Source organism: Paraburkholderia sp. BR14312 (assembly GCF_040948675.1).
Lineage (GTDB): Bacteria > Pseudomonadota > Gammaproteobacteria > Burkholderiales > Burkholderiaceae > Paraburkholderia > Paraburkholderia nodosa_A.
Window position 1 is genome coordinate 19,901 of the sequence record NZ_JBFPKI010000022.1, and the last position, 21,355, is coordinate 41,255.

13 protein-coding genes and 5 pseudogenes are annotated in these 21,355 nt (G+C 57.9%); 15 read left to right on the plus strand and 3 right to left on the minus strand.

Going from position 1 to position 21,355, the window contains the following annotated elements; genetic code table 11:
- Positions 1-201: 201 nt before the first annotated feature.
- From AB3X98_RS38980 to AB3X98_RS39025, 10 genes and pseudogenes are all read left to right on the plus strand, one after another.
- On the plus strand, positions 202-1,134 hold the full coding sequence (locus AB3X98_RS38980; protein WP_368605779.1) for a LysR family transcriptional regulator: 933 nt from the start codon (positions 202-204) through the stop codon (positions 1,132-1,134).
- Positions 1,135-1,570: 436 nt separating this feature from the next.
- Positions 1,571-3,217 (plus strand): nif-specific transcriptional activator NifA, encoded by a 1,647-nt coding sequence (gene nifA, locus AB3X98_RS38985; protein ID WP_368605778.1) that lies wholly within the window; start codon positions 1,571-1,573, stop codon positions 3,215-3,217.
- Between the two features lie 225 nt (positions 3,218-3,442).
- Positions 3,443-4,936, plus strand: coding sequence for a nitrogenase iron-molybdenum cofactor biosynthesis protein NifE (gene nifE / locus AB3X98_RS38990; RefSeq protein ID WP_368605777.1), 1,494 nt, complete (start codon positions 3,443-3,445; stop codon positions 4,934-4,936).
- A gap of 22 nt (positions 4,937-4,958) precedes the next feature.
- A complete protein-coding gene (gene nifN, locus AB3X98_RS38995) occupies positions 4,959-6,314 on the plus strand; it encodes a nitrogenase iron-molybdenum cofactor biosynthesis protein NifN (protein WP_368605776.1) in 1,356 nt (451 codons plus the stop codon).
- A gap of 55 nt (positions 6,315-6,369) precedes the next feature.
- On the plus strand, positions 6,370-6,786 hold the full coding sequence (gene nifX, locus AB3X98_RS39000) for a nitrogen fixation protein NifX (protein ID WP_069268340.1): 417 nt from the start codon (positions 6,370-6,372) through the stop codon (positions 6,784-6,786).
- A 73-nt stretch (positions 6,787-6,859) separates the two neighbouring features.
- Positions 6,860-7,060: a CCE_0567 family metalloprotein gene (locus AB3X98_RS39005; RefSeq protein WP_069268349.1), complete on the plus strand. Its 201-nt coding sequence runs from the start codon at positions 6,860-6,862 to the stop codon at positions 7,058-7,060.
- A 15-nt stretch (positions 7,061-7,075) separates the two neighbouring features.
- The gene (fdxB, locus tag AB3X98_RS39010; protein WP_083245591.1) at positions 7,076-7,384 is read left to right on the plus strand and encodes a ferredoxin III, nif-specific; all 309 of its coding nucleotides are present in this window, start codon (positions 7,076-7,078) and stop codon (positions 7,382-7,384) included.
- A 16-nt stretch (positions 7,385-7,400) separates the two neighbouring features.
- Positions 7,401-7,967, plus strand: a complete 567-nt coding sequence (locus AB3X98_RS39015; RefSeq protein WP_069268350.1) for a nitrogen fixation protein NifQ — start codon at positions 7,401-7,403, stop codon at positions 7,965-7,967.
- Between the two features lie 386 nt (positions 7,968-8,353).
- A pseudogene (locus tag AB3X98_RS39020) lies at positions 8,354-8,479 on the plus strand (IS110 family transposase); the annotation flags it as partial.
- An 876-nt stretch (positions 8,480-9,355) separates the two neighbouring features.
- Positions 9,356-10,102, plus strand: a complete 747-nt coding sequence (locus AB3X98_RS39025) for a reverse transcriptase N-terminal domain-containing protein (RefSeq protein ID WP_368610421.1) — start codon at positions 9,356-9,358, stop codon at positions 10,100-10,102.
- A gap of 483 nt (positions 10,103-10,585) precedes the next feature.
- On the opposite strand, the pseudogene AB3X98_RS39030 reads toward AB3X98_RS39025, so the two are convergent.
- A pseudogene (locus tag AB3X98_RS39030) lies at positions 10,586-11,734 on the minus strand (recombinase family protein); the annotation flags it as partial.
- Between the two features lie 334 nt (positions 11,735-12,068).
- On the opposite strand from AB3X98_RS39030, the gene AB3X98_RS39035 reads away from it, so the two are divergent.
- From AB3X98_RS39035 to gspD, 3 genes and pseudogenes are all read left to right on the plus strand, one after another.
- Positions 12,069-12,839: a group II intron maturase-specific domain-containing protein gene (locus AB3X98_RS39035; protein ID WP_368610419.1), complete on the plus strand. Its 771-nt coding sequence runs from the start codon at positions 12,069-12,071 to the stop codon at positions 12,837-12,839.
- Between the two features lie 250 nt (positions 12,840-13,089).
- A pseudogene (locus AB3X98_RS39040) lies at positions 13,090-13,865 on the plus strand (IS5 family transposase).
- 909 nt (positions 13,866-14,774) lie between these two features.
- The gene (gene gspD / locus AB3X98_RS39045; RefSeq protein WP_368605773.1) at positions 14,775-16,985 is read left to right on the plus strand and encodes a type II secretion system secretin GspD; all 2,211 of its coding nucleotides are present in this window, start codon (positions 14,775-14,777) and stop codon (positions 16,983-16,985) included.
- Positions 16,986-17,038: 53 nt separating this feature from the next.
- Here gspD and AB3X98_RS39050 read toward each other — a convergent pair.
- A pseudogene (locus AB3X98_RS39050) lies at positions 17,039-17,459 on the minus strand (transposase); the annotation flags it as partial.
- A gap of 161 nt (positions 17,460-17,620) precedes the next feature.
- Between AB3X98_RS39050 and AB3X98_RS39055 the strand changes: the two are divergent.
- Positions 17,621-18,455, plus strand: a pseudogene (locus AB3X98_RS39055) (DDE-type integrase/transposase/recombinase); the annotation flags it as partial.
- Positions 18,456-19,001: 546 nt separating this feature from the next.
- Positions 19,002-19,631, plus strand: coding sequence for a reverse transcriptase domain-containing protein (locus AB3X98_RS39060; RefSeq protein ID WP_368605772.1), 630 nt, complete (start codon positions 19,002-19,004; stop codon positions 19,629-19,631).
- Here AB3X98_RS39060 and AB3X98_RS39065 read toward each other — a convergent pair.
- A complete protein-coding gene (locus AB3X98_RS39065; protein ID WP_368605771.1) occupies positions 19,515-21,263 on the minus strand; it encodes a recombinase family protein in 1,749 nt (582 codons plus the stop codon). The genes AB3X98_RS39060 and AB3X98_RS39065 overlap by 117 nt on opposite strands.
- Between the last annotated feature and the right edge of the window lie 92 nt (positions 21,264-21,355).

The window sequence follows — 21,355 nt, forward strand, 5'->3', positions numbered from 1 at the left end:
ATCGAAATGATTGCTGTCAACCGACAACTGACCCAATCGTTTCCTTAAACACAGCGAATGCTTTTTGTAACAGGTATCTAGGCTCCATTCCCATTCGTTTTTTGCTCACCCATGCTCTCGACTTGGGCGACGGAAGGATACTAACTGCAGCGGTATGCGTGGTATAAGCTGATAATGTTTATGTTTGCATGAGGGAAATTGATGATTCGCGATCTCGACAGCACACTACTGCGTACGTTCGTGACGGTAGTGGAAGCCGGCAGTGTGAGCAATGCTGCCATGGAGCTGCATCGTACACAGGCTGCCGTCAGCATGGCCCTCCGGCGGCTCGAAGACGAAGTCGGCCAGCGCCTCCTTGAGCGTTCACCGCGCGGCGTGAAGCCGACCTCTGCGGGCAATGTTCTGTTGCCGTATGCACACAAGCTGCTCGAAATTGGCCTTGCGGCGCGTTCCGCTCTTACTTCGGGTGAAGTTGCGGGTACCGTGAAAATTGGACTTCCCGAGGACATCGCGATGAGTCACCTCCGCCATGCACTGCGGCAATTTTCGACATTGTTTCCTGATGTAGCCCTGGAGATCGTCGTTGATGCGAGTCCGGCCTTATCGCAGCGGCTCATGAGCAACACACTCGATTTCGCGATTGGTGATCCAGCCCAGATCCCCGCGGAACCGCTCGTCACCTGGCGACATCCCCTTCGCTGGGCGGCTGCGCGCACGCGCAATGATGATCTCGGAGACGGTCCGCTGTCGATTGTTGCATTCGGCGGTGCATGCAGGTGGCAGGAGAGCTATTTTGCCACGTTGCTTGAAGCAGGTATCGCTTGGCGCGTGGCCTGCAAAAGCACGAGCCTCTCTGCGGTTCAGTCAGCCGTTGAAGCTGGGCTCGGCGTTGCGCTACTTCTGGATTGGCAGGTGCGCCGCGATACGATGCGTGCGATCGATCCCAGCGCAGTAGGGTTGCCGCTGCCGCCGGTGGCGGAATTCGGTCTCTTTAGTCCTGGGCGATTAGAAGACCGCTCGTCTGCGGCCAACACACTTCAGCGTTTTCTCTTCCGTTCGCTGCAATTGAGTACTCTTGGAGACGGTGTACACGACGGAGCGTCATCAGGCTTGCCACTGCGTGCTTCAAACTAATGAGCCTCTGAGGTAAAACGCGTCGAAGGGCCGAACTTCGGCGCGCCAAATGGAGGTGCAGACGATAACGTCCTGTCTTTTGAATCCAGCATCAATGCTACGTGAAGCGCGTTCTCTAATTCACGCGCAGTCATGCTATTTCCCCACAAATCAAGTGCGACTCATGCATTTAAACATAGACTGCCGCACAAATCTAAATTTGTCGTAAAACCAACGCTTTCTTTCGGTAGTATCCCATCTGCGCACAAAGATACCTCGTGTTTTTGTCGTATTTCTGACACCGCGACTCCGATTGTCGCGTCTCTGTCTGTTTTGTCGGCTTTCGTGCCCGTTGCGATAAGAATTCACCGTGGCTTGCGCAAATGTAGCGCCGCCATTCATTGTGTTGGGACCCGGGTCCCGCGGCGCTAACGTGCAATTTCCGGAGTTCAGATCTATGTCGCAGCTCGATGTCAATGAGAGTCATCTCAATTTTGATGTGGTCTACAAAGTAGTAAAGACGTTGACCTCGTCACGAGATACCGAAAGGACGTTGGAGAGATCTTTGCATTACCTCTCATATGCGTGTGGATGGCGCTCCGCGTTTATTGCGGTCACTGAGCCAGACGGCCATCTGGGCGGCCTGTGTGGCACGGGGTTGTCAGCGGGCTGGCGTGAACGTCTGCGTTTCTTGCCCAATGACGGGGTATTGGGGCGAATACACACAAACGACTCAGCGGTCGTGGTGGCGAGACTGCGTGATGAACCACTCTTCGTGGACAGCATCGATATCTTCGACGGATTGGAAGGTGAGCATGTGGCACTGCTCGGGGCGCCGATCAGGTATGAAGGGCGGCCGCTCGGCGTACTTGTTGCGTTCTGCGAGAACACGGACGGACAGCGCGCCTTTGCGAGCGACCTCCAACTCATGAAGGTCGTCGCGGCGCCGATGGGCCAGGCACTTCTGCTTGATCGTGCGTCGGGACAGATGGACCAAACCGCGCGACAGGAGATGAAACGAGCGGTCAACGCAGACCAGACTTCGTCTCGTATCGACAATGTGCTCGGAGAATCTGCCGCCATGCAACGCGTCTTTTCGCAAGTTCATCAAGTAGCGCCAGCGCGGACGACGGTGCTTTTGCGCGGCGAGAGCGGAACTGGAAAGGAGCTGATCGCGCGCGCGATTTATGGGTTATCGCCCCGCAAGGGCCGGCCGTTCATATCGGTGAACTGTGCGGCGCTCACTGAAACACTGCTAGAAAGCGAATTATTCGGCCATGAGAAGGGAGCGTTTACCGGTGCGCAATATCAACGCAAAGGGCGTTTTGAACTGGCGCACGGTGGGACACTTTTCCTCGACGAGATCGGCGACATCTCGCCTTCGTTCCAAGCCAAATTGTTGCGAGTTTTGCAGGAACGAGAGTTCGAGCGGGTGGGTGGCACCACCCCGGTAAGAGTCGACGTGAGGCTGATCGTTGCCACGAACCGCAACCTCGAACAAATGGTGAAGGCGGGGGAATTTCGTGCGGATCTCTACTACCGCATCAACGTCGTTAGTATCCTTTTGCCGCCGTTGCGCGAACGCCGTGAGGACATTCCGGCAATGGCGCAGCACTTTTTGGATCGCTTTAACCGCGACAATCGTCGATCTTTGCATTTCAATGAACAAGCGTTTCGGGTTCTTTCCAGCTGCTACTGGCCTGGCAATGTGCGCGAACTGGAAAATTGCGTTGAGCGTACCGCGACCATGGCGGATCACGACACGATAGATCGATTTTCCTTTCTGTGTGAGAGAGGCCGGTGCCTCACCAAAGAGCTACATTACATCGAACGAGAAGACGCTGTGCGTGCTGCCCGCACGTTGGACGCTACAAACAGTGAAGTGCCGAATGCCCTGGCGAGCGTAAGTGCCGGTGATTGGAATGGGCGTAGCTTCGATACGCCAAGCGGTAGCGACATGCCGGGCAGCGAGCGGGAACAGCTTGTGTGGGCAATGGAGCGCTGTGGATGGGTGCAAGCGAAGGCCGCACGACTCCTACATATCACGCCGCGGCAGATCGGCTACGCACTGCGTAAGCACGGGATCAAGCTGCGCCGCTTCTGAAGGCAGCGGCGGTTGCGCGGATGCATTTGGAGAGACTGGGCGAGAAGGCTACCGGCAGGCTCTCGCGTGTCGCAACATTGTAGTGATTGGTTCAACTCCTTCAAAGCAGGTAACAAGGACGACAAATCCGGCTTCGGCATAGCGTCACTATGACTGTTAGCTTGGGCTACGATGGTGGTACGCAATTTGCCTGTAGTCGTGGACTTCTATTGTCAGGACTCTACGATGTGGCTAAAGACGAGCGCTGTCGAGATCTTCAACGAACCGGGTTGCGCAAAGAACCTCGCGAAGAGCGAAAAGGAGCGCAAGCAAGGCTGTTCGAAGCAGGTTTCGCCGGGGGCGGCCGCTGGCGGATGCGCATTCGACGGCGCGCGGATCGCATTGCAGCCCGTGGTCGACGTTGCACACTTGGTGCACGGGCCTATTGCATGTGAAGGAAACTCTTGGGACAACCGCCATTCGGCATCGTCTGGGCCGACTCTCTACCGCACCGCGTTCACAACCGATATCAATGAACTCGATGTAATTTACGGCGGTGAGAGGCGGCTTTTCAGGAGTCTGCGTGAAATTTTTGAAAAGTACGATCCGCCTGCCGTGTTCGTCTATCAGACGTGCGTGACCGCATTGATCGGCGATGATATAGACGCCGTATGCAGGCACGCGTCGGCAAAGTTCGGTAAGCCCATCATACCGGTGAATGCGCCCGGCTTCGCAGGATCCAAAAACTTCGGCAACAAGCTCGCAGGGGAGACGATCCTCGATTACGTCATCGGCACGCGCGAGCCGGCGTACAAGACACCATTCGATATTAATCTTATCGGTGAATATAACCTCTCGGGCGAGTTGTGGCAGATAAAGCCGTTGTTCGAGGCGCTCGGCATCCGGCTCCTGTCCTGCATCTCGGGAGACGGCCGCTACAGCGAGATCGCGAGCGCACACCGCGCGAAGGTCAACCTGGTGGTGTGCTCCAAGTCCATGCTCAACGTTGCGACAAAAATGCAGAAGCGCTACGGTATTCCATACCTCGAGGGTTCATTCTACGGAATTGGCGACACGAGCGACACGCTGCGCGGGGTCGCGAGGCTACTGGTGGAGCAGGGTGCGCCGGACGATCTTATCGTGCGCACCGAGCACCTTGTCAAGGCAGAAGAGGCGCGCGTATGGGGGCGCGTTGCCCCGTACAGGCAGCGGCTCGATGGCAAACGTGTGCTGCTCATCACGGGCGGCGTGAAGTCATGGTCAGTGGTCGCGGCGCTGCAGGAGGCCGGGCTCGAGATCGTCGGCACTAGTGTGAAGAAAAGTACGGATGGGGATAAGGAAAGAATCAAGGAGATCATGGGCAATGACACGCGCATGGTCGACAATTTGACGGCGCGCGAGATGTACAACATGCTCCGGGATGCGAAGGCGGACATCATGCTGTCTGGCGGGCGCTCGCAGTTTGTCGCGCTTAAGGCGCGCATGCCCTGGCTCGACGTGAATCAGGAGCGACACCATCCGTACGCTGGCTACGAGGGCATTGTTAAATTGGTGCAGGAGATCGACCGCGCAATCCAGAACCCAGTCTGGCAGCAGGTGCGTATTCCTGCGCCGTGGGACGACGAAGAGGTAGTGCATCGCGAGGGGATTCTTAAGTCTTCCACGCACATCAATCCGATTCCGCGGGGCGCAGACGGTGAGGCATACGATTGGAACCTCCGCGCGGCGTTATCGAGTTGAGTTTCGGAGTGGAGCACATATCATGGCGATAGTCGTCGAGTCAGAAAAAGCCTGTACCGTTAATCCCCTAAGAATGAGTCAACCGCTCGGCGCGACGTATGCAGCCATGGGGCTTGACGCATGCATGCCGGTAATGCACGGCTCGCAGGGCTGTACGTCGTTCGCGCTCGTACTACTGGTGCGCCATTTCAAAGAAGCCATTCCGCTGCAAACAACGGCGATGAGCGAGGTCACCACGATTCTCGGCGGATACGAGAACGTAGAGACAGCGCTGCTGAACATTCGCAAGCGCGCGGCGCCTAAGATCATTGTGCTCTGCACGACTGGCCTGACTGAGACGAACGGCGAAGATGTGGAGGGGCACCTTGCGATGGTGCGAAAACGTAAGCGCGAACTGGACGATACTGAACTCATCCTCGTATCGACACCGGACTATATTGGTGCCTTTGAGGACGGCTACAGGCGCGCGGTGACCGCGATCGTCGAGACACTGGTGAAGCCGTTGCCGACGATACCTCAGCAGATCAATCTGGTGCCGGGCAGTCATCTATCGCCTGGTGACATCGACGAGCTTCGGGAGATTATTTGCGCATTCGGGCTGGAGCCGATTGTGCTTCCAGATGTTTCCGGCTCCCTCGACGGCCACCTTGATTCTGCGTGGCGTGGGACGACGCTGGGCGGAACGACGATTGATCAGATCCGTGCGGCGGGGGCGTCGTCATTCACAATTGGCGTTGGTGAGCAAACGCGCGACGCCGCCGAGACGCTCGAAGCAATTGCCGGCGTGCCGTTCGAGATCCTCGAGCGGCTAACGGGGCTGGAGCCGAACGACCGGTTCTTGCAACGTCTTGCACAACTTTCGGGGCGTGCAGTCCCGGCCCGGTATCGCCGGCAGCGCAGCCAACTACTGGATGCGATGCTCGACAGCCATTTTTACACGGGTGGTCTAAAAGTGGCGATTGGTGCGGAGCCGGACATGCTGCTTTCGATCGGTTCGCTGCTCCGTGAAATGGGTGCGGAACTATCTGTTTGCATCAGTACCACTGCTTCGGCATCGCATGCGCTGTTGCCGGCAAGCGAAGTCATATTGGGGGACTTGGAGGACATGGAACGAGGCGCGAGTAACTGCGACCTGCTGATCACGCATTCGCACGGCAGGCAGATGGCAGGTCGCCTCGGAAAGCCGCTGATGCGCGCGGGCTTTCCGGTGTTTGACCGCGTCGGCAACGCCCATCGTTGCCAGATAGGTTATCGCGGCACAATGAATCTTATTTTCGAGATTGCCAATCTTATGTTCGAGAGGATCTCGCAACCTCATCCCGGCGACTGGAAACTGGCGCAATCATCGGGCGGCCTTGATGTTTCGGTTCAGGGTTAGGTTTAAGAGAAGGGTGTTACATGCCGTAACTTGAACTTGATGAGGAGACCAGCGCATGAAGATCGCCTTTGCGACACAGGACAAAGTGCACGTCGACGCTCATTTTGGCTGGGCGAAAGGCATTGCGGTATACGACGTGACGACGGAAGGACATTCACTTTTACAGATTTTTGATTTCGGCGACAAGCTGATGCAGGACGGTGATGATGAGAAACTTGCGCCGAAGCTCGAAGTGATCCGCGACTGCGCGATCTTGTATGTCGCGGCCATAGGCGGTACGGCGGCTGCGCGCGTAGTAGCGCTTAAGGTCCATCCAGTGAAGGTGCCGCAGCCATTGCCGATCGAAGAGATTCTAATCAAGCTGAGCAGGGTTCTGAAAGGCACGCCGCCTCCGTGGTTGCGCAAGAAGCTCACCAGGGAACGTGGCACATCGTACGATTTTGCGGGGGATGACGAGTTGCCCCCTGGCTAAAACCGATCTCCCTAGTATGACGGTTCTTGTTGCCAGTGACGCCTGTAGTGCGTCGTCCGATAAGGAGGACATGATGTGCAACGACTCGCGGGAACTTAAGACGCGCCTGAAAAAACTCAACGCGTTGGCCACGCAGGCCAAGATGGATCTGCATGATCTGTCAGAAGATCTACCAACGGGTTGGGAGCAGATAATGGTAGTCGCGCAACGCTGTCACGACGCGCATGCGGCGTTGATGCAGGCACGTCAGACCGCAGTTTCGGCTTCCGATTAAACTCCGGACCTTCAAATGAGCCATCCTTTTAGTGTGATACTCCCAAGCGGAGAGGCTTGGATACCTCACTTTGTTGATTCACTCGACGAACAAAAGTGCATCGGTTGCGGGCGATGCTTCCGGGTTTGTTCTCGCGGCGTACTTCAACTGTTAGGCATCGATGAAGCTGGCGATCATGTTCCACTGGATGATGACGATGAAGAGGAGGACGAGCATGAAAAGAAGGTCATGACAATTGCGCATCGAGGTCTCTGCGTTGGCTGCACGGCATGTGCGAAGATATGCCCGAAAGGGTGCTACACACATGCTGCGGCTCAAGTGTGAGCAAGCGAGAATTCCTATGGATTACTACGCGGTGTTAATGCGCCATGCGGAAAGCCCGGACGACTTGACGGTGCTTGCGGTCGCCGGTGTGCTCGCGGCGGCGCTCGACGAAGGCGGTACGGAAAGATTGCCTATCCCCGGACTGGATGCAGCGGAGACACACTGGATGCTTGCTCGCTGGTTCCCTGATGCCGAGAGTTCTCTGGGTCTTTACTTTGGCGCGTCGGCTGCAGATTCACAGCTAGGACCGTCTTATGACGACATCGATCTTGTAATGTTGTTAAAGACACACGCCAATCCGGGGGCAGGCACAACGACCGAGATCAATTGCATTTCTCACGCGCTGGTCTACGCTTGCGCAGGCAAAAAACATCTGTGGCAGGAGTTGCGCCTTTCTTCGCGCGGCGAATTGTCGGCGCTTCTCGAGTACTGGTTTCCGGCGCTTGCTGAAAAGAACGTTCACGGCATGAGGTGGAAGAAGTTTCTCTACAAGGAACTTTGCGGGACCGAGGCGTTGAACGTCTGCCGGGCCTCAAGCTGCGGGGAATGTGCGGAATATTCCAGTTGCTTTGGGCCGGAATGAATGTGCGGATCAGTGGCGACTCCGATTGACGTAGGTATATTTGATTCGTTTCCCTGTCGGTTGCAGGAAGAATCGCGTAATGTATGTGATTTGGTGGGCAGTACGGAGAGTGATATGAAACGAAGACCATTAGGGATATTAACGTTGACCGACGGGGGCAGTTATGAAGAAGCTAAAGAGGGTGCTGTGTGGTGCTCTGATGGTCGCTGCGCTGGTCGGGGCGGCGGTGTTGGCTGCTGCTTCGGATAAGGAATGCACGTGGCAGGATGCGGAAAACCCTTTAGAGAGTTTTACCCTCCAATGGTGGCCCGGCGGGGGGGAGGAGTTCACGCGGCGGAGCGAATGGACTGAGTATTGAGCTTCACCAATGCTGACGGGTGAAGCCTATGCCAGTTGGTGTCGATATCGCAAAAAAAGTCTTTCAGGTACACCACGTGGACGAAGAGACCGGCGAAATCGTCAACAAGCCGATCAAACGGGCGGAGTTTCTCGCGTACTTCGCAAACCGCGCAATCGAGCAGATGAAGAAGCGCCGGCCACTGAACGTCGAGATCGTTGCACTGGCGGACAAGATGGCCCGTACCATTTTGGCCATCCTCGCACATGGTTGTTCCTATCGGAGTGGATATGTGAGCGCCAGGCCAGTTTGAGCGATTTTCGAACGCACATGAAATCAGCTCTGTAGTCGGAGGATGGGACGTCAAAAGGTTGCGCTGGCACTTGAGAGTGATGGCAAAACATGTCGGACCGGGACTCGCCAGTGCGACCTGCAAAGTCGCATGTATCTCTGTTTCACGGGGGCTGCATGACCTGATGAAACCGGCTGTTCCATCAACTGTTCCCTACCCGGACATGCGGAGCTGGTAACGGCTCGGTGTGAAGCTTCGGGGACAACGTAGCCACCGGTCACGCGGTACGCCGAGCCGTGAGGTGAGGCGGAATCTGCCAGCACGAAGGCGGAGAGGCGCAAGGGATGGATGGGTACGACCAACACACGTGAACGTCTGGAAGGCGCTGTTATACGGAACAAGCCAAACGTGCTGAGAGGCTTGCACCAAAAGGTACGCGGCAAGGTATGGTCTTCTGGTGATGGACCATCATGGACAGAACGCCGCCGGCGCATAGGACGGGTCCGCACCATCCGGAGATACACGCGGAACAGGGTAAGCCCATCGCGCTGCCGGTTAACGGCAGGCGAACCGTAAGGAACGCTGTTGGCGCGGTGGGTAAAGGAATGCGGAGAAAGCGAATGCCTGGCTGTAATGGCCGGGATACGGGCTGCGACATTGCCCGACGCGAAAGCGGGCAGACTTCCGCGCGGTCATTCATGGCGAGAGAATCTTGATTAACCGTTGCACGAGGGAAGGCAGATGACGGAGAACGACGCGATGGTGTCGGACACTGGTGCGCCCTCGCACGCCGCACGACAGTGGGACCAGGCGAACTGGTCACACATCGAGGCGGAGGTGAAGCGGCTTCAGATGCGTATCGCCAAGGCAGTTCGGGAAGGTCGATGGGGCAAGGCGAAAGCCTTGCAACGTCTGCTGACCCGCTCGCACAACGGCAAGATGTTGGCCGTCAGGCGAGTGACGGAAAATCGCGGCAAGAGAACGCCGGGGGTGGACGGCAGGATTTGGCTATCTCCGGCGGCCAGATGGAATGGGATGTTGTCACTGCGTCATCGAGGCTATCGCGCGATGCCATTGCGACGTGTTTACATCCCCAAGAGTAATGGAAAGAAGCGTCCGTTAGGAATTCCATGTATGCGGTGCCGTGCGATGCAGGCTTTATGGAAACTCGCACTGGAACCCATTGCGGAAACATTGGCGGACCCGAATTCCTACGGCTTTCGGCCCGAGCGCTCGACTGCCGACGCCATCGAGCAGTGCTTCATCACTCTGGCAAGACGTACCTCGTCGGAGTGGATTCTGGAGGGTGACATTCGCGGCTGTTTCGACAACTTCAGTCACTCCTGGCTTCTGATGCACATCCCGATGGATAAGACGGTTCTGCGCAGATGGCTTGAAGCCGGATATATCGATGAGGGATCCTTGTTTGAGACGCGGGCGGGTACACCCCAGGGCGGAATCATTACGCCTCCTACAATGTTGCATACTTTTCTCTCCTGCGTCTGAGTCGGTCGAATTTTCGCTGCCGCGAACCGGCGGTTGCGGATCGACACGGAACACGACGACGATCTCGTCCTTGTGGATTTCTACGCGCTTGACCAGGCCCAGAACGATCTTGCGTTTCGTTTCAAGATCAATCGCATCCAGCTTTTCAGTGACGGCGGCTGCAAACTCCTCAAGCCGGTTAATGACGAGAAACAGCTCGCTTTGCATCGCGCCGTGGCGCCGTGATTCCTGGATCTGCTGTTCAATCTGTTCGAGCCGACTCTTCAACTGCTGCATCCTTGGCTCGAAGTCAGCCTTGTCGATGATACCGTCGGAGTAGCCGTCGATCAGTCGCGATTTGCTCTTTTCGAGCTGAAGCCGCTGCTTTTCCAGACTGCCGGTATCGAAGCCGCGCTTTTCGCTACGCTCCATCACGTCGAGTCGACGTTCATACTCTTCTTTCAGTCGATCTGGATGCCTGATCAATTCCACAACCTGATGCCATACCAGCTCATCGAGCTTGTCTGTCCGTACCTGCAGGTTGTCGCAGATACGTTCGCCGCCGAACCGGTAGGCGTCGGTTCCAACGCAGCGGTAATAGGCATAGTCTCGCTGATGTCCCTTGGCCGCCGACTTGCTCACTTTCTTCGCGTAGTAGGCGTAACGGCACTGTCCACAAACAGTGAGCCCCTGCAGCAGGCGAAGCGGCGCATTATCCCGGCGCTGGCGTGCCAGCTTGCGGTTCTCGGCAAGCTGCTCCTGAACGATTTCGAACAGTGCTTCGCTGACGATTGCCGGCACCGGAATTTCGATCCACTGCTGCCGGTCCGCGCGTTTCGCTGAATACGGTTTCCTGGGCACGTCGGCGCTGTGACGCTGGGCACGCACGCGCACCTGATGATCGCACGCCTGCGTTTTGCCAAACGCAGCCCGCCCCATGTACGCCGGATTACGCAAGATGCCCCATACCACGCTGCGATCCCAGTACGGCTTGCCCGATGCCGTCACGGTACCGGCCTCGCCAAGCCGACGTATCACTTCTCCGAGGCTCAGGCGCTCCAGCCCGACCCACTCGAAGATCGCTTTCACCGTGGCGGCTTGCGGCAGTTCGATGACGTACCGGGCTGGCGTCCCGTCGAGCTGTCTTCGGATATAGCGGTAGCCGTAAGGCGCCCCTGATAGCACATTGACGGTACCGCGTTTCGCACCGTGAAGCTTGCCGCGGCGGTGACGCTCTGCGATTTTTGCCCGCTCGTACTCCGCTATCATGCCCTGCATCTGCAGCAGCAGTGATTCTTCCGGCGTCGTGCCAATTGCATGATTGAGAAACACGACCTGTACGCCGCACGAGGAGAATTCCTCCATCAGCAGGGCTTGGTGCGCATATTTGCGCGCCAGGCGGTCTGGCGCGAGGATGTACAGCCGATCGACCGTCCCGAGCGCGGCGGCGTCGCGCAGGCGCTCCAATTGCGGCCTGACCAGCGTTGCACCGCTCACCCCAGCATCGACGAAACACATGTCCTCCACAATCTGCGCCCCGTCGGCCTGAATTCGTTCCTTCAATGCGGCGATCTGGCTGTCTATCGTGCCGCGTTTGCTTTGCTGCTCGGATGACACTCGCGCGTAAAGCGCGACCATGGCAACGTTGCTCATCGTTTCCCTCGCTTCATAGCTTTCGCCGTTGCTGGCCTTGCTTCCGATGCGCGCCTCGTGCTTCGGGCATCAATCGGACTGAGCTGGTCGTAGGCCTTCTCCAGTTGTTCGCTGGAATAGCGGTTCGGCTCGAAAGCGAGACGCACTCGCCAGTGTTTGCGTCGTCCCCGTGTCATCGACTGGGCTCCCGGTTAGCGGGAGCAACGGCCTCAAGCACGAGAACCGCATTACTGGCAGGACATTCTCTGGACCATGGCGCCAGACACTCCCTCGATATGCGAAGGCCCCATCTTACCCGCGAGTTTGCTATGTTGTTGCCGGGGCTGTCTCGCCCGTGGTCGCGAACATGGCGTTAGACGGGTTGGAGGCGGCAGTCTATGCGAGTGTCGGTGCAACGGCACTCGCGCGCCAAAAATTCAAACTCAACGTCATCCGGTACGCCGATGATTTCGTGGCGACCTGTGCGTCGAAAGACGTACTCGAATCCTGCGTTCTTCCCGCGATCCGACGTTTCATGGCGGATCGCGGGCTGGAACTGTCGGAGGAGAAAACGCGAATCACGCACATATCGGAAGGATTCGAGTTCCTTGGGCAGAACGTGCGCAAGTACGGCAGCAAGCTGCTGATCATGCCAGCGAAGAAGAGTATTAAATCGCTGCTTGACAAGGTCCGGGAGATCATCAAGGGTAACGCGAGCGTCACGCAAGAGATGCTGATACGACAACTCGACCCTGTCATACGGGGCTGGGCCATGTACCATCGTCACATCGTGGCGAAAGCAACCTTCTCATTGATAGACTCGCACATCTGGCGCCTGCTCTGGAAGTGGGCGAAACGCAGACACCCCACGAAGGGAGCACGATGGGTTAAGCAGCGTTACTTCCGCGCGAACGGACAAAGGTCTTGGAACTTTGCAACGAGGGGGCTGGCCGCCAGTAGCAGCGGCGATGCTTGGCTCTTTCGTGCTTCAACGGTCGCGATTACGCGCCATGCAAAGGTCCGTGGACCAGCTGATCCGTTCGACCCGGAATGGACGACTTACTTTGCTCGTCGTCGAGCTTCAAAACGTTCTGTCAGGCTGCCCGGTGCCAGTCCATGGTGCTGAAGCATGGCTTGAGCCGGATGCGAGGTGACTTGCCTGTCCGGTTCTTAGGGGAGCGCGTGCTGGCAACAGCGCGCGCTTACCCGACAACCTGGACAGTTCGTAGAGCCTCGAGCTCGCTTGACGAATGAGGGTCGAGTCAGCGGATTTCATAGAGGGCCGCGGCCGTAGGCTGCAACAAGCCCGGATATAGAGCAGCAACCCATCCTGTCAGGATTGAACATACGGACCTTGTGCAAAGGGAGGCGCTCATATAGACGAACTGTGGGCACTCATCGAACCGCTGCTGCCCCCTCTCAAACCACGGCGAACCCGTTATCCGGGGCGCAAGCCGCTCGACAATCGTGCGGTGCTCACCGGCATTCTCTTCGTCTTAGAGACAGGCCTGCGTTGGGACCTGCTACCTCGAGAGATGGGGTGCGGCAGCGGCATGCGTTGCTGGCGGCGCCTGCGTGACTGGCAAGCCGCTGGCGTGTGGGAGCATTTGCACGAGGTGCTGCTTGGGCGATTGCGCGCAGCCGAGCAAATCGACTGGCCTCGCGTCATCGTCGATTCCTGTTCAATCCGCGCTGTGGGCTCAGGTCAAAAACAGGACCAAATCCCACAGACCGCGCGCGACCCGGTTCAAAGCACCATCCCATCACCGAAGCGCAGGGTATCCCGCTCGCGGTGATTCTGACCGTCGCGAACCGCAATGACGTCACTCAACTTCAAGCGCTGGTCGAGGCATTTCCGGCCAAGCATGGCAGACCATATCAAAGCCTCGGTTCGTTCAGGGCGACAGAGGCTACGACCACGACAAATATCGACGTCCACTGCATGCTGCCGGCATTGCAACCGAAATCGCTCGACGTGGTCTGCCTACATAGTAGTGGGCTAGGCAAAACACGCTGGGTTGTTGAGCGGACCATCTCGCGGCTTCACAACTTCCGCCGACCGCGCATCCGCTTCGAACAACTCGCTTCCATCCACAAGGCTTTCCGCTGCTGCATCATATGTTGGCGACACCAGCAAAAGTCATTCTGTTAACACCTCTTATTGCGCCAACGGCGGATGGAATACCGGTGGCCGTGATCACCTATTTCGGCTTTTCCTTAAGTTCCCTAACCTAACCGCCCTTGCCAACGTAAGCTCGCTTTTGGCACAAATCGCGACTCATAAATGTGCTTGATGCATCCAAAAAAAATAGCGACTTATACGGAACGAACCCGCGCTGTTACGATTCGTACATCGTTGCCACGGGGCTAGGTGCGAGCGCGGAGTTGGACGCCGTCCAAGCGGATTGCATTGCCACAGGGTTTGCGCTGGTGGCACACGGCGATCTGTCGAATCCAGCGTGCGCGGAGTTGTCGCGGCCCGTGACAAGCTAGTTCAGCGCGCCTCCGATGCCTTTTTTGTTCGCGAGCTTGGAGCTCGAGAGCGTGATGCGGCGGCCGCGCTGGATTGCCATTGTCCGTGTGTCCTCGCAAGGATGGCCCTGTCTACTTCGAACCGGTCAAAGTGTGCTAAGGCGGTCTCGCAATAGCAGTCGCCATCTGCGTCGTAGGGCGGCTCCGTGTAGCGACGGTCAGGATATTTGACCACCTCGTTCACCGAGCTGGTGGTCGGAATCGGCTCAGCAGCTCGGCTGCCTCAACTGCATCGTGATGATGAGGCGGATGGGCGCGCTGTTCCATGGTCTGCCAAGGCCTCTTGACGTCGCTGTTCATCGCCACGCCGTTCGTTCTTCTGCAATGTGGCGGCCATGGCCTGCCGTGCAACTGATTGCTTCCCACCGTTGCATGCGTAGCGATCGTGTTTCCCCTCATGCGGTCCTGCTGAAGTTTGACGACGACTTGCGAACAAAGCGGCAGCTGTCCACAACGTAAATGCGCTGTGCGTGTTGATTCAACTGCCGGCAAATCCACATAGACTGTTAACCTAACAAGAACAAACCGTATGGCTTTACGTCGCATCGCAACCGCATTACTGCTGGCTGGATTGATTACCGCCCATACCGCGCAGGCAGATGTGATGCTCAATTTCGTCGATGCCGGCATCGATCAGGTCGCCAAGGCGGTCGGCGCGGCGACAGGGAAGACGATCATTGTTGACCCGCGCGTCGAAGGGCGGCTGAATCTCGTCTCTGAGCACCCTGTTTCCGAGGATCAAGCATTGAAAACTCTGCAGTCTGCGCTGCGAATGCAGGGTTTCTCGCTGGTGCAGGATCACGGTGTGCTCAAGGTCGTGCCCGAAGCGGACGCGAAAGTGGAGGGTGTGCCGACGTACATTGGAAATGCGCCTTCGGCACACGGCGATCAGGTCGTCACCCAGATCTTTCGCCTCAGGAACGAATCGGCGAACAACCTCCTGCCAGTGCTGCGTCCGCTCATCTCGCCGAGCAATATGGTTGCGGCCTATCCATCGAATAATACGATCGTCGTCACGGACTACGCTGATAACGTCCGCCGCATTGCGCAGATCATCGCGGGCGTCGATTCTGCGGCCGGCCAGCAGGTGCAGGTAGTGGAACTGAAGAACGCGAATGCGACCGACGTTGCGACGCAGATGACCAAGATGCTCGACCTTGGGTCGATCGGCAATACGGATGCGACGCTGAAAGTCTTGGTGCAGGCCGATCCGCGCACGAATTCGCTAATGCTGCGAGCGTCGAACGCAGCGCGCCTCGCGGGGGCGAAGTCGCTGGCGAAGCAGCTTGATGCGGCAACCGGGCGGCCCGGTAACATCCACGTTGTGCAACTGCGGGGCGCGGATGCCGGGCGTCTTGCGAAGACGCTGCGCGGCATGCTCGGCAAGGGCGGCAATGATTTGATGTCCACAGTGGGCGGTGGTGCCGCGAACTCGTTCAACCAAGGAAACATGGACTCGTCGGCGGGCACGCCGGGCCAGCCCCCACTGCCAGGCGGATCCTTGGGCGGTTCGTCATTCTCGTCGATGGGAAGCAATGGACTTGCAGGCGGCGGCAACAACGGCGGTCAAGGTAACAACGCGGCGTTTCTTGGCGAAAAGGAAGGCGGTGACAGTGAAGAGAACCAGCCCGGCGGGATGATCCAGGCCGATCCGGAGACGAATTCGTTGATCATTACCGCGTCGGACGCCGTCTACGGCAATCTGCGCAGCGTGATCGATCAGCTTGACGTCCGCCGCGCGCAAATATATATCGAGGCGTTAATCGTCGAACTGTCGGCGACGACAAACGCGAACCTCGGCATCCAGTGGCAGGGTGCGCTGCTTTCGAATGGTGGAAACAACGGTCTCTACGGCAGCTCCAACTTCAATTCCAACGGCAGCCAGGGCATCGTGAACCTGACTGCGCAGGGGGCGATCATCGCGAACGCCCCCGCCGCAGCGCTCGCGACGAAGGGCGCGGACCTGCTGAACAACGGCCTGAACGTAGGCCTGCTGCACCGCTTCGGCGACGTGTTCGGTCTCGGGGGGCTGTTGCAGGCGCTGTCGCAGTCGAGCGACGCGAACGTCCTATCGACACCTAACCTCATCGCGCTCAATAACGAAGAGGCGAAGATCGTCGTTGGCTCGAACGTGCCTGTAGTGACGGGTTCATACGCCACGCCGACCGCGAATGCCGCAACGTCCGTGACCGCATTCAACACGTTCGATCGACAGGATGTCGGGATCGTGTTGCACGTGAAGCCGCAGATCACCGACGGTGGCATCATAAAGCTGCAAATCTATGCCGAAGCTTCGTCCGTCGATTCGGCATCGACGAACAATCAGGGCGGCGTGACAATCAACAAGCGCTCGGTGCAGTCGACGGTGCTGGCCGATGATGGCGAGATCATCGTGCTCGGCGGCCTGATAAAAGATGGGTACGCGAACGGCAACAGCAAGGTGCCGCTGCTAGGCGACGTGCCGTGGATCGGCCAGCTGTTCCGTTCGGAGCAGAAGAGCCGCGAAAAGACGAATCTGATGATATTCCTGCGTCCGGTCATCATAGACGATCGGGATAAGGCGCAGGCTGTCACGTCGAACCGCTACGACTATATTCAAGGTGTGCAGGGCGCGTATCGTCAGGACAACAACCTGATGAAGGACGACGACGACCCGGTCGTGCCGCAGAAGCCGGTAGGCCCAAGTCAGGGCGGGTCAACCCTGAATCTATTCGATCTCGACAAGATGCGTCGCCAGTAGATCGATGTCTTGGTTTTCATGTTGGGATGCCCCCCTATGCGGTTCATCAAGCGTTAAGGGCTGACTTGTGTTCGGAAAAGGTCCCGTCGCATGGCGAACAGGACGTCGTAGCGTCGCCGTGCCAGTGAAATGAGCGCTTGGTTTTGTCGCTTGGACTGCTGGACTTTGCGTGCGTAGAGAGGGCCGTAAGATAGGTCTCTAAGGCGACGAGGGTCGATAGAAGCAAGTCGCCGAGCACGTTGTTGCAGCGCTTGGACGGGGGCTCGGCACGGATAGAGGAGCCTGAACGCCGGGAAACTGGTGCGACGCCAGGTGGGTCGCCAAGTGACCTGCCGAATTGAATGGTTAATGCAAGGCCTCGGCGAGGGTCTGGCGGCGGTTCTGCCTCCGACTCCCGGCATTTTTGTCAGGACTGGCAAAAGAAGTGGTAACAACCAACCGCTTAACATCGGCGGCGATTTCGTCGCGTTGTTGTGTTGAATTGCACCGGATTCGCCGCGATGGGTCGGTGTACTTCCATTTCAATGGAAGCGCCTGCTTGTTGTATAGAGGTGGCTTCGAGAATTCGGACAGTACGTTGAGTGGAAAGCTGGGGCGTGAGTCGGCCATAATGGCCGGCAACAAGGAACCAGAAGATGACGAAACGAAACCGACGGACCCACTCACCAGCGTTCAAGGCAAAGGTGGCCCTGGCAGCGCTCAAGGGGGACAAGACGCTGGCAGAGCTGGCCCAGCAGTTTGATGTCCATCCGAACCAGATTACGGACTGGAAGAAGCAACTGCAGGAGCGGGTTGCCGATGTGTTCGACACGGGCAACTCGGCGCCATCGGCACCGCCAGTCGACGTGAAGGTGATTTTTTAGAAAGCGCGCTCAGCAAGGCGGGACTGCTGGGCGTAAAGCGATGATCGATCGTGATCACGCCCTGCCGGTGGACGCAGCAGGCGCGGCTGTTAGGCATCAGCCGGTCGAGCGCCTATTACCAATCACGTGGGGTCAACGAAGCGGATCTGAAATTTGATGCGCCGGATTGACGAGCTTCACCTCGAGCATCCGTTTGCGGGGGCGCGAATGCTGGTACGGCTGCTGCGTCGCGAAGGCATTAAGGCTTCGCAACCGGAAAATCGACCGGGCCAATCAGGTTTGGGCGCTCGATACGAGCTATATCCCGATGGCGCGCGGCTTCGTATATCTGACGGCTGTCGTGGACTGGGCGAGCCGTCGGGTGCTGGCACACCGGGTGGCGATCACGCTGGAGAGCTGCCATGCTGTCGAGGCGCTGGAGGAAGCATTTGCGAAATACGGCCTGCCTGAGATCGTCAACAGGGATCAAGGCAGCCAGTTCACCGCAACCGAATTCACCGACGCGGTGCTCAGCCGGAGCGTTCTTCTGTCCATGGATGGAAAGGGTGCCTGGCGTGACAACGTGTTCGTTGAACGGGTGTGGCGCAGCGTCAAATACGAAGAGGTCGTGTGCTACGAACGCGATGGTTCGAAGTCCGGGCCGTTGCGATGCTTTATCAAAGATGAGGGCGGGCCCCTCGGAGTCGGCTTGCAGGAGCAGGCTTCAAACCACCACAAGCTGCGCGAGTTAAGAGCTCGCGTGGTGAGCGTTGATGGAAAAGGCGGGGCTCGACTCCGTCAGGTGAGGGTCAGGAAGACGAACGCGAGTGAACCGCTGATGACGTGTCGAAACGTACGAACTGGAGTCGAAACCGGGATCCGGATCTCTATCCCGCACCAAAGGTTGGGGGCTAACCTGCTTACTGCCCAACTGGCTTCCGGCATGAAGGCGGCGTGATCTTGATCCAGGCTTTGATAAGGAACGTAGGAACCTGTCGCCCCGATGCTAAGGGAGAAATCCAAGCGGATAGCCTCCGCAAGGGTGAGAGTACCGATGCGGGGCACAGGGGCGGAGGCGTTCGTAGTAGGGTTGAAGGCTCTGTAATGGGGCTGGACCGAAGGAACGCCGTCGTCTGGCTTGACCGTGCGAGCAACCCGCCAGGGGAGGACTCGCATGGATAAGGCAAAGCCGTTTGATATTTCCAAACGCGAAGTGTGGGAAGCGTTCAAGCGGGTGAAGGCAAATCACGGCGCGGCGGGCGTCGATGGTCAATCGGTTGCCGAGCTTGAGGAGGACCTGAGTAATAACCTCTATCGACTCTGGAACCGGCTGTCCTCGGGAAGTTATGTTCCGCCTCCCGTGCGGCGCGTTGAAATTCCAAAGGCTGATGGTAAGACTAGGCCGTTAGGAATACCAACCGTGTCAGATCGCATCGCGCAGATGGTGGTACGGCGATATCTCGAACCCATCCTGGAGCCAGTGTTCCATGATGATTCGTATGGTTTTCGACCGGGCCGCTCAGCGCATCAGGCGCTCACAGTTGCGCGTCAGCGTTGCTGGCGCGCGGACTGGGTGCTGGATCTCGATATTAAAGGCTTCTTCGATAATATCGACCATCAACTTCTGATGCGCGCGCTGCGACGGCATACGAACTGCAAGTGGGTGCTTCTATACGTTGAGAGATGGCTAGTCGCACCGGTTTGTATGCCCGATGGCGCCTTGGTAATGCGGGATCGGGGGACACCGCAAGGGGCAGTTATTACGCCTCCTACAATGTTGCATACTTTTCTCTCCTGCGTCTGAGTCGGTCGAATTTTCGCTGCCGCGAACCGGCGGTTGCGGATCGACACGGAACACGACGACGATCTCGTCCTTGTGGATTTCTACGCGCTTGACCAGGCCCAGAACGATCTTGCGTTTCGTTTCAAGATCAATCGCATCCAGCTTTTCAGTGACGGCGGCTGCAAACTCCTCAAGCCGGTTAATGACGAGAAACAGCTCGCTTTGCATCGCGCCGTGGCGCCGTGATTCCTGGATCTGCTGTTCAATCTGTTCGAGCCGACTCTTCAACTGCTGCATCCTTGGCTCGAAGTCAGCCTTGTCGATGATACCGTCGGAGTAGCCGTCGATCAGTCGCGATTTGCTCTTTTCGAGCTGAAGCCGCTGCTTTTCCAGACTGCCGGTATCGAAGCCGCGCTTTTCGCTACGCTCCATCACGTCGAGTCGACGTTCATACTCTTCTTTCAGTCGATCTGGATGCCTGATCAATTCCACAACCTGATGCCATACCAGCTCATCGAGCTTGTCTGTCCGTACCTGCAGGTTGTCGCAGATACGTTCGCCGCCGAACCGGTAGGCGTCGGTTCCAACGCAGCGGTAATAGGCATAGTCTCGCTGATGTCCCTTGGCCGCCGACTTGCTCACTTTCTTCGCGTAGTAGGCGTAACGGCACTGTCCACAAACAGTGAGCCCCTGCAGCAGGCGAAGCGGCGCATTATCCCGGCGCTGGCGTGCCAGCTTGCGGTTCTCGGCAAGCTGCTCCTGAACGATTTCGAACAGTGCTTCGCTGACGATTGCCGGCACCGGAATTTCGATCCACTGCTGCCGGTCCGCGCGTTTCGCTGAATACGGTTTCCTGGGCACGTCGGCGCTGTGACGCTGGGCACGCACGCGCACCTGATGATCGCACGCCTGCGTTTTGCCAAACGCAGCCCGCCCCATGTACGCCGGATTACGCAAGATGCCCCATACCACGCTGCGATCCCAGTACGGCTTGCCCGATGCCGTCACGGTACCGGCCTCGCCAAGCCGACGTATCACTTCTCCGAGGCTCAGGCGCTCCAGCCCGACCCACTCGAAGATCGCTTTCACCGTGGCGGCTTGCGGCAGTTCGATGACGTACCGGGCTGGCGTCCCGTCGAGCTGTCTTCGGATATAGCGGTAGCCGTAAGGCGCCCCTGATAGCACATTGACGGTACCGCGTTTCGCACCGTGAAGCTTGCCGCGGCGGTGACGCTCTGCGATTTTTGCCCGCTCGTACTCCGCTATCATGCCCTGCATCTGCAGCAGCAGTGATTCTTCCGGCGTCGTGCCAATTGCATGATTGAGAAACACGACCTGTACGCCGCACGAGGAGAATTCCTCCATCAGCAGGGCTTGGTGCGCATATTTGCGCGCCAGGCGGTCTGGCGCGAGGATGTACAGCCGATCGACCGTCCCGAGCGCGGCGGCGTCGCGCAGGCGCTCCAATTGCGGCCTGACCAGCGTTGCACCGCTCACCCCAGCATCGACGAAACACATGTCCTCCACAATCTGCGCCCCGTCGGCCTGAATTCGTTCCTTCAATGCGGCGATCTGGCTGTCTATCGTGCCGCGTTTGCTTTGCTGCTCGGATGACACTCGCGCGTAAAGCGCGACCATGGCAACGTTGCTCATCGTTTCCCTCGCTTCATAGCTTTCGCCGTTGCTGGCCTTGCTTCCGATGCGCGCCTCGTGCTTCGGGCATCAATCGGACTGAGCTGGTCGTA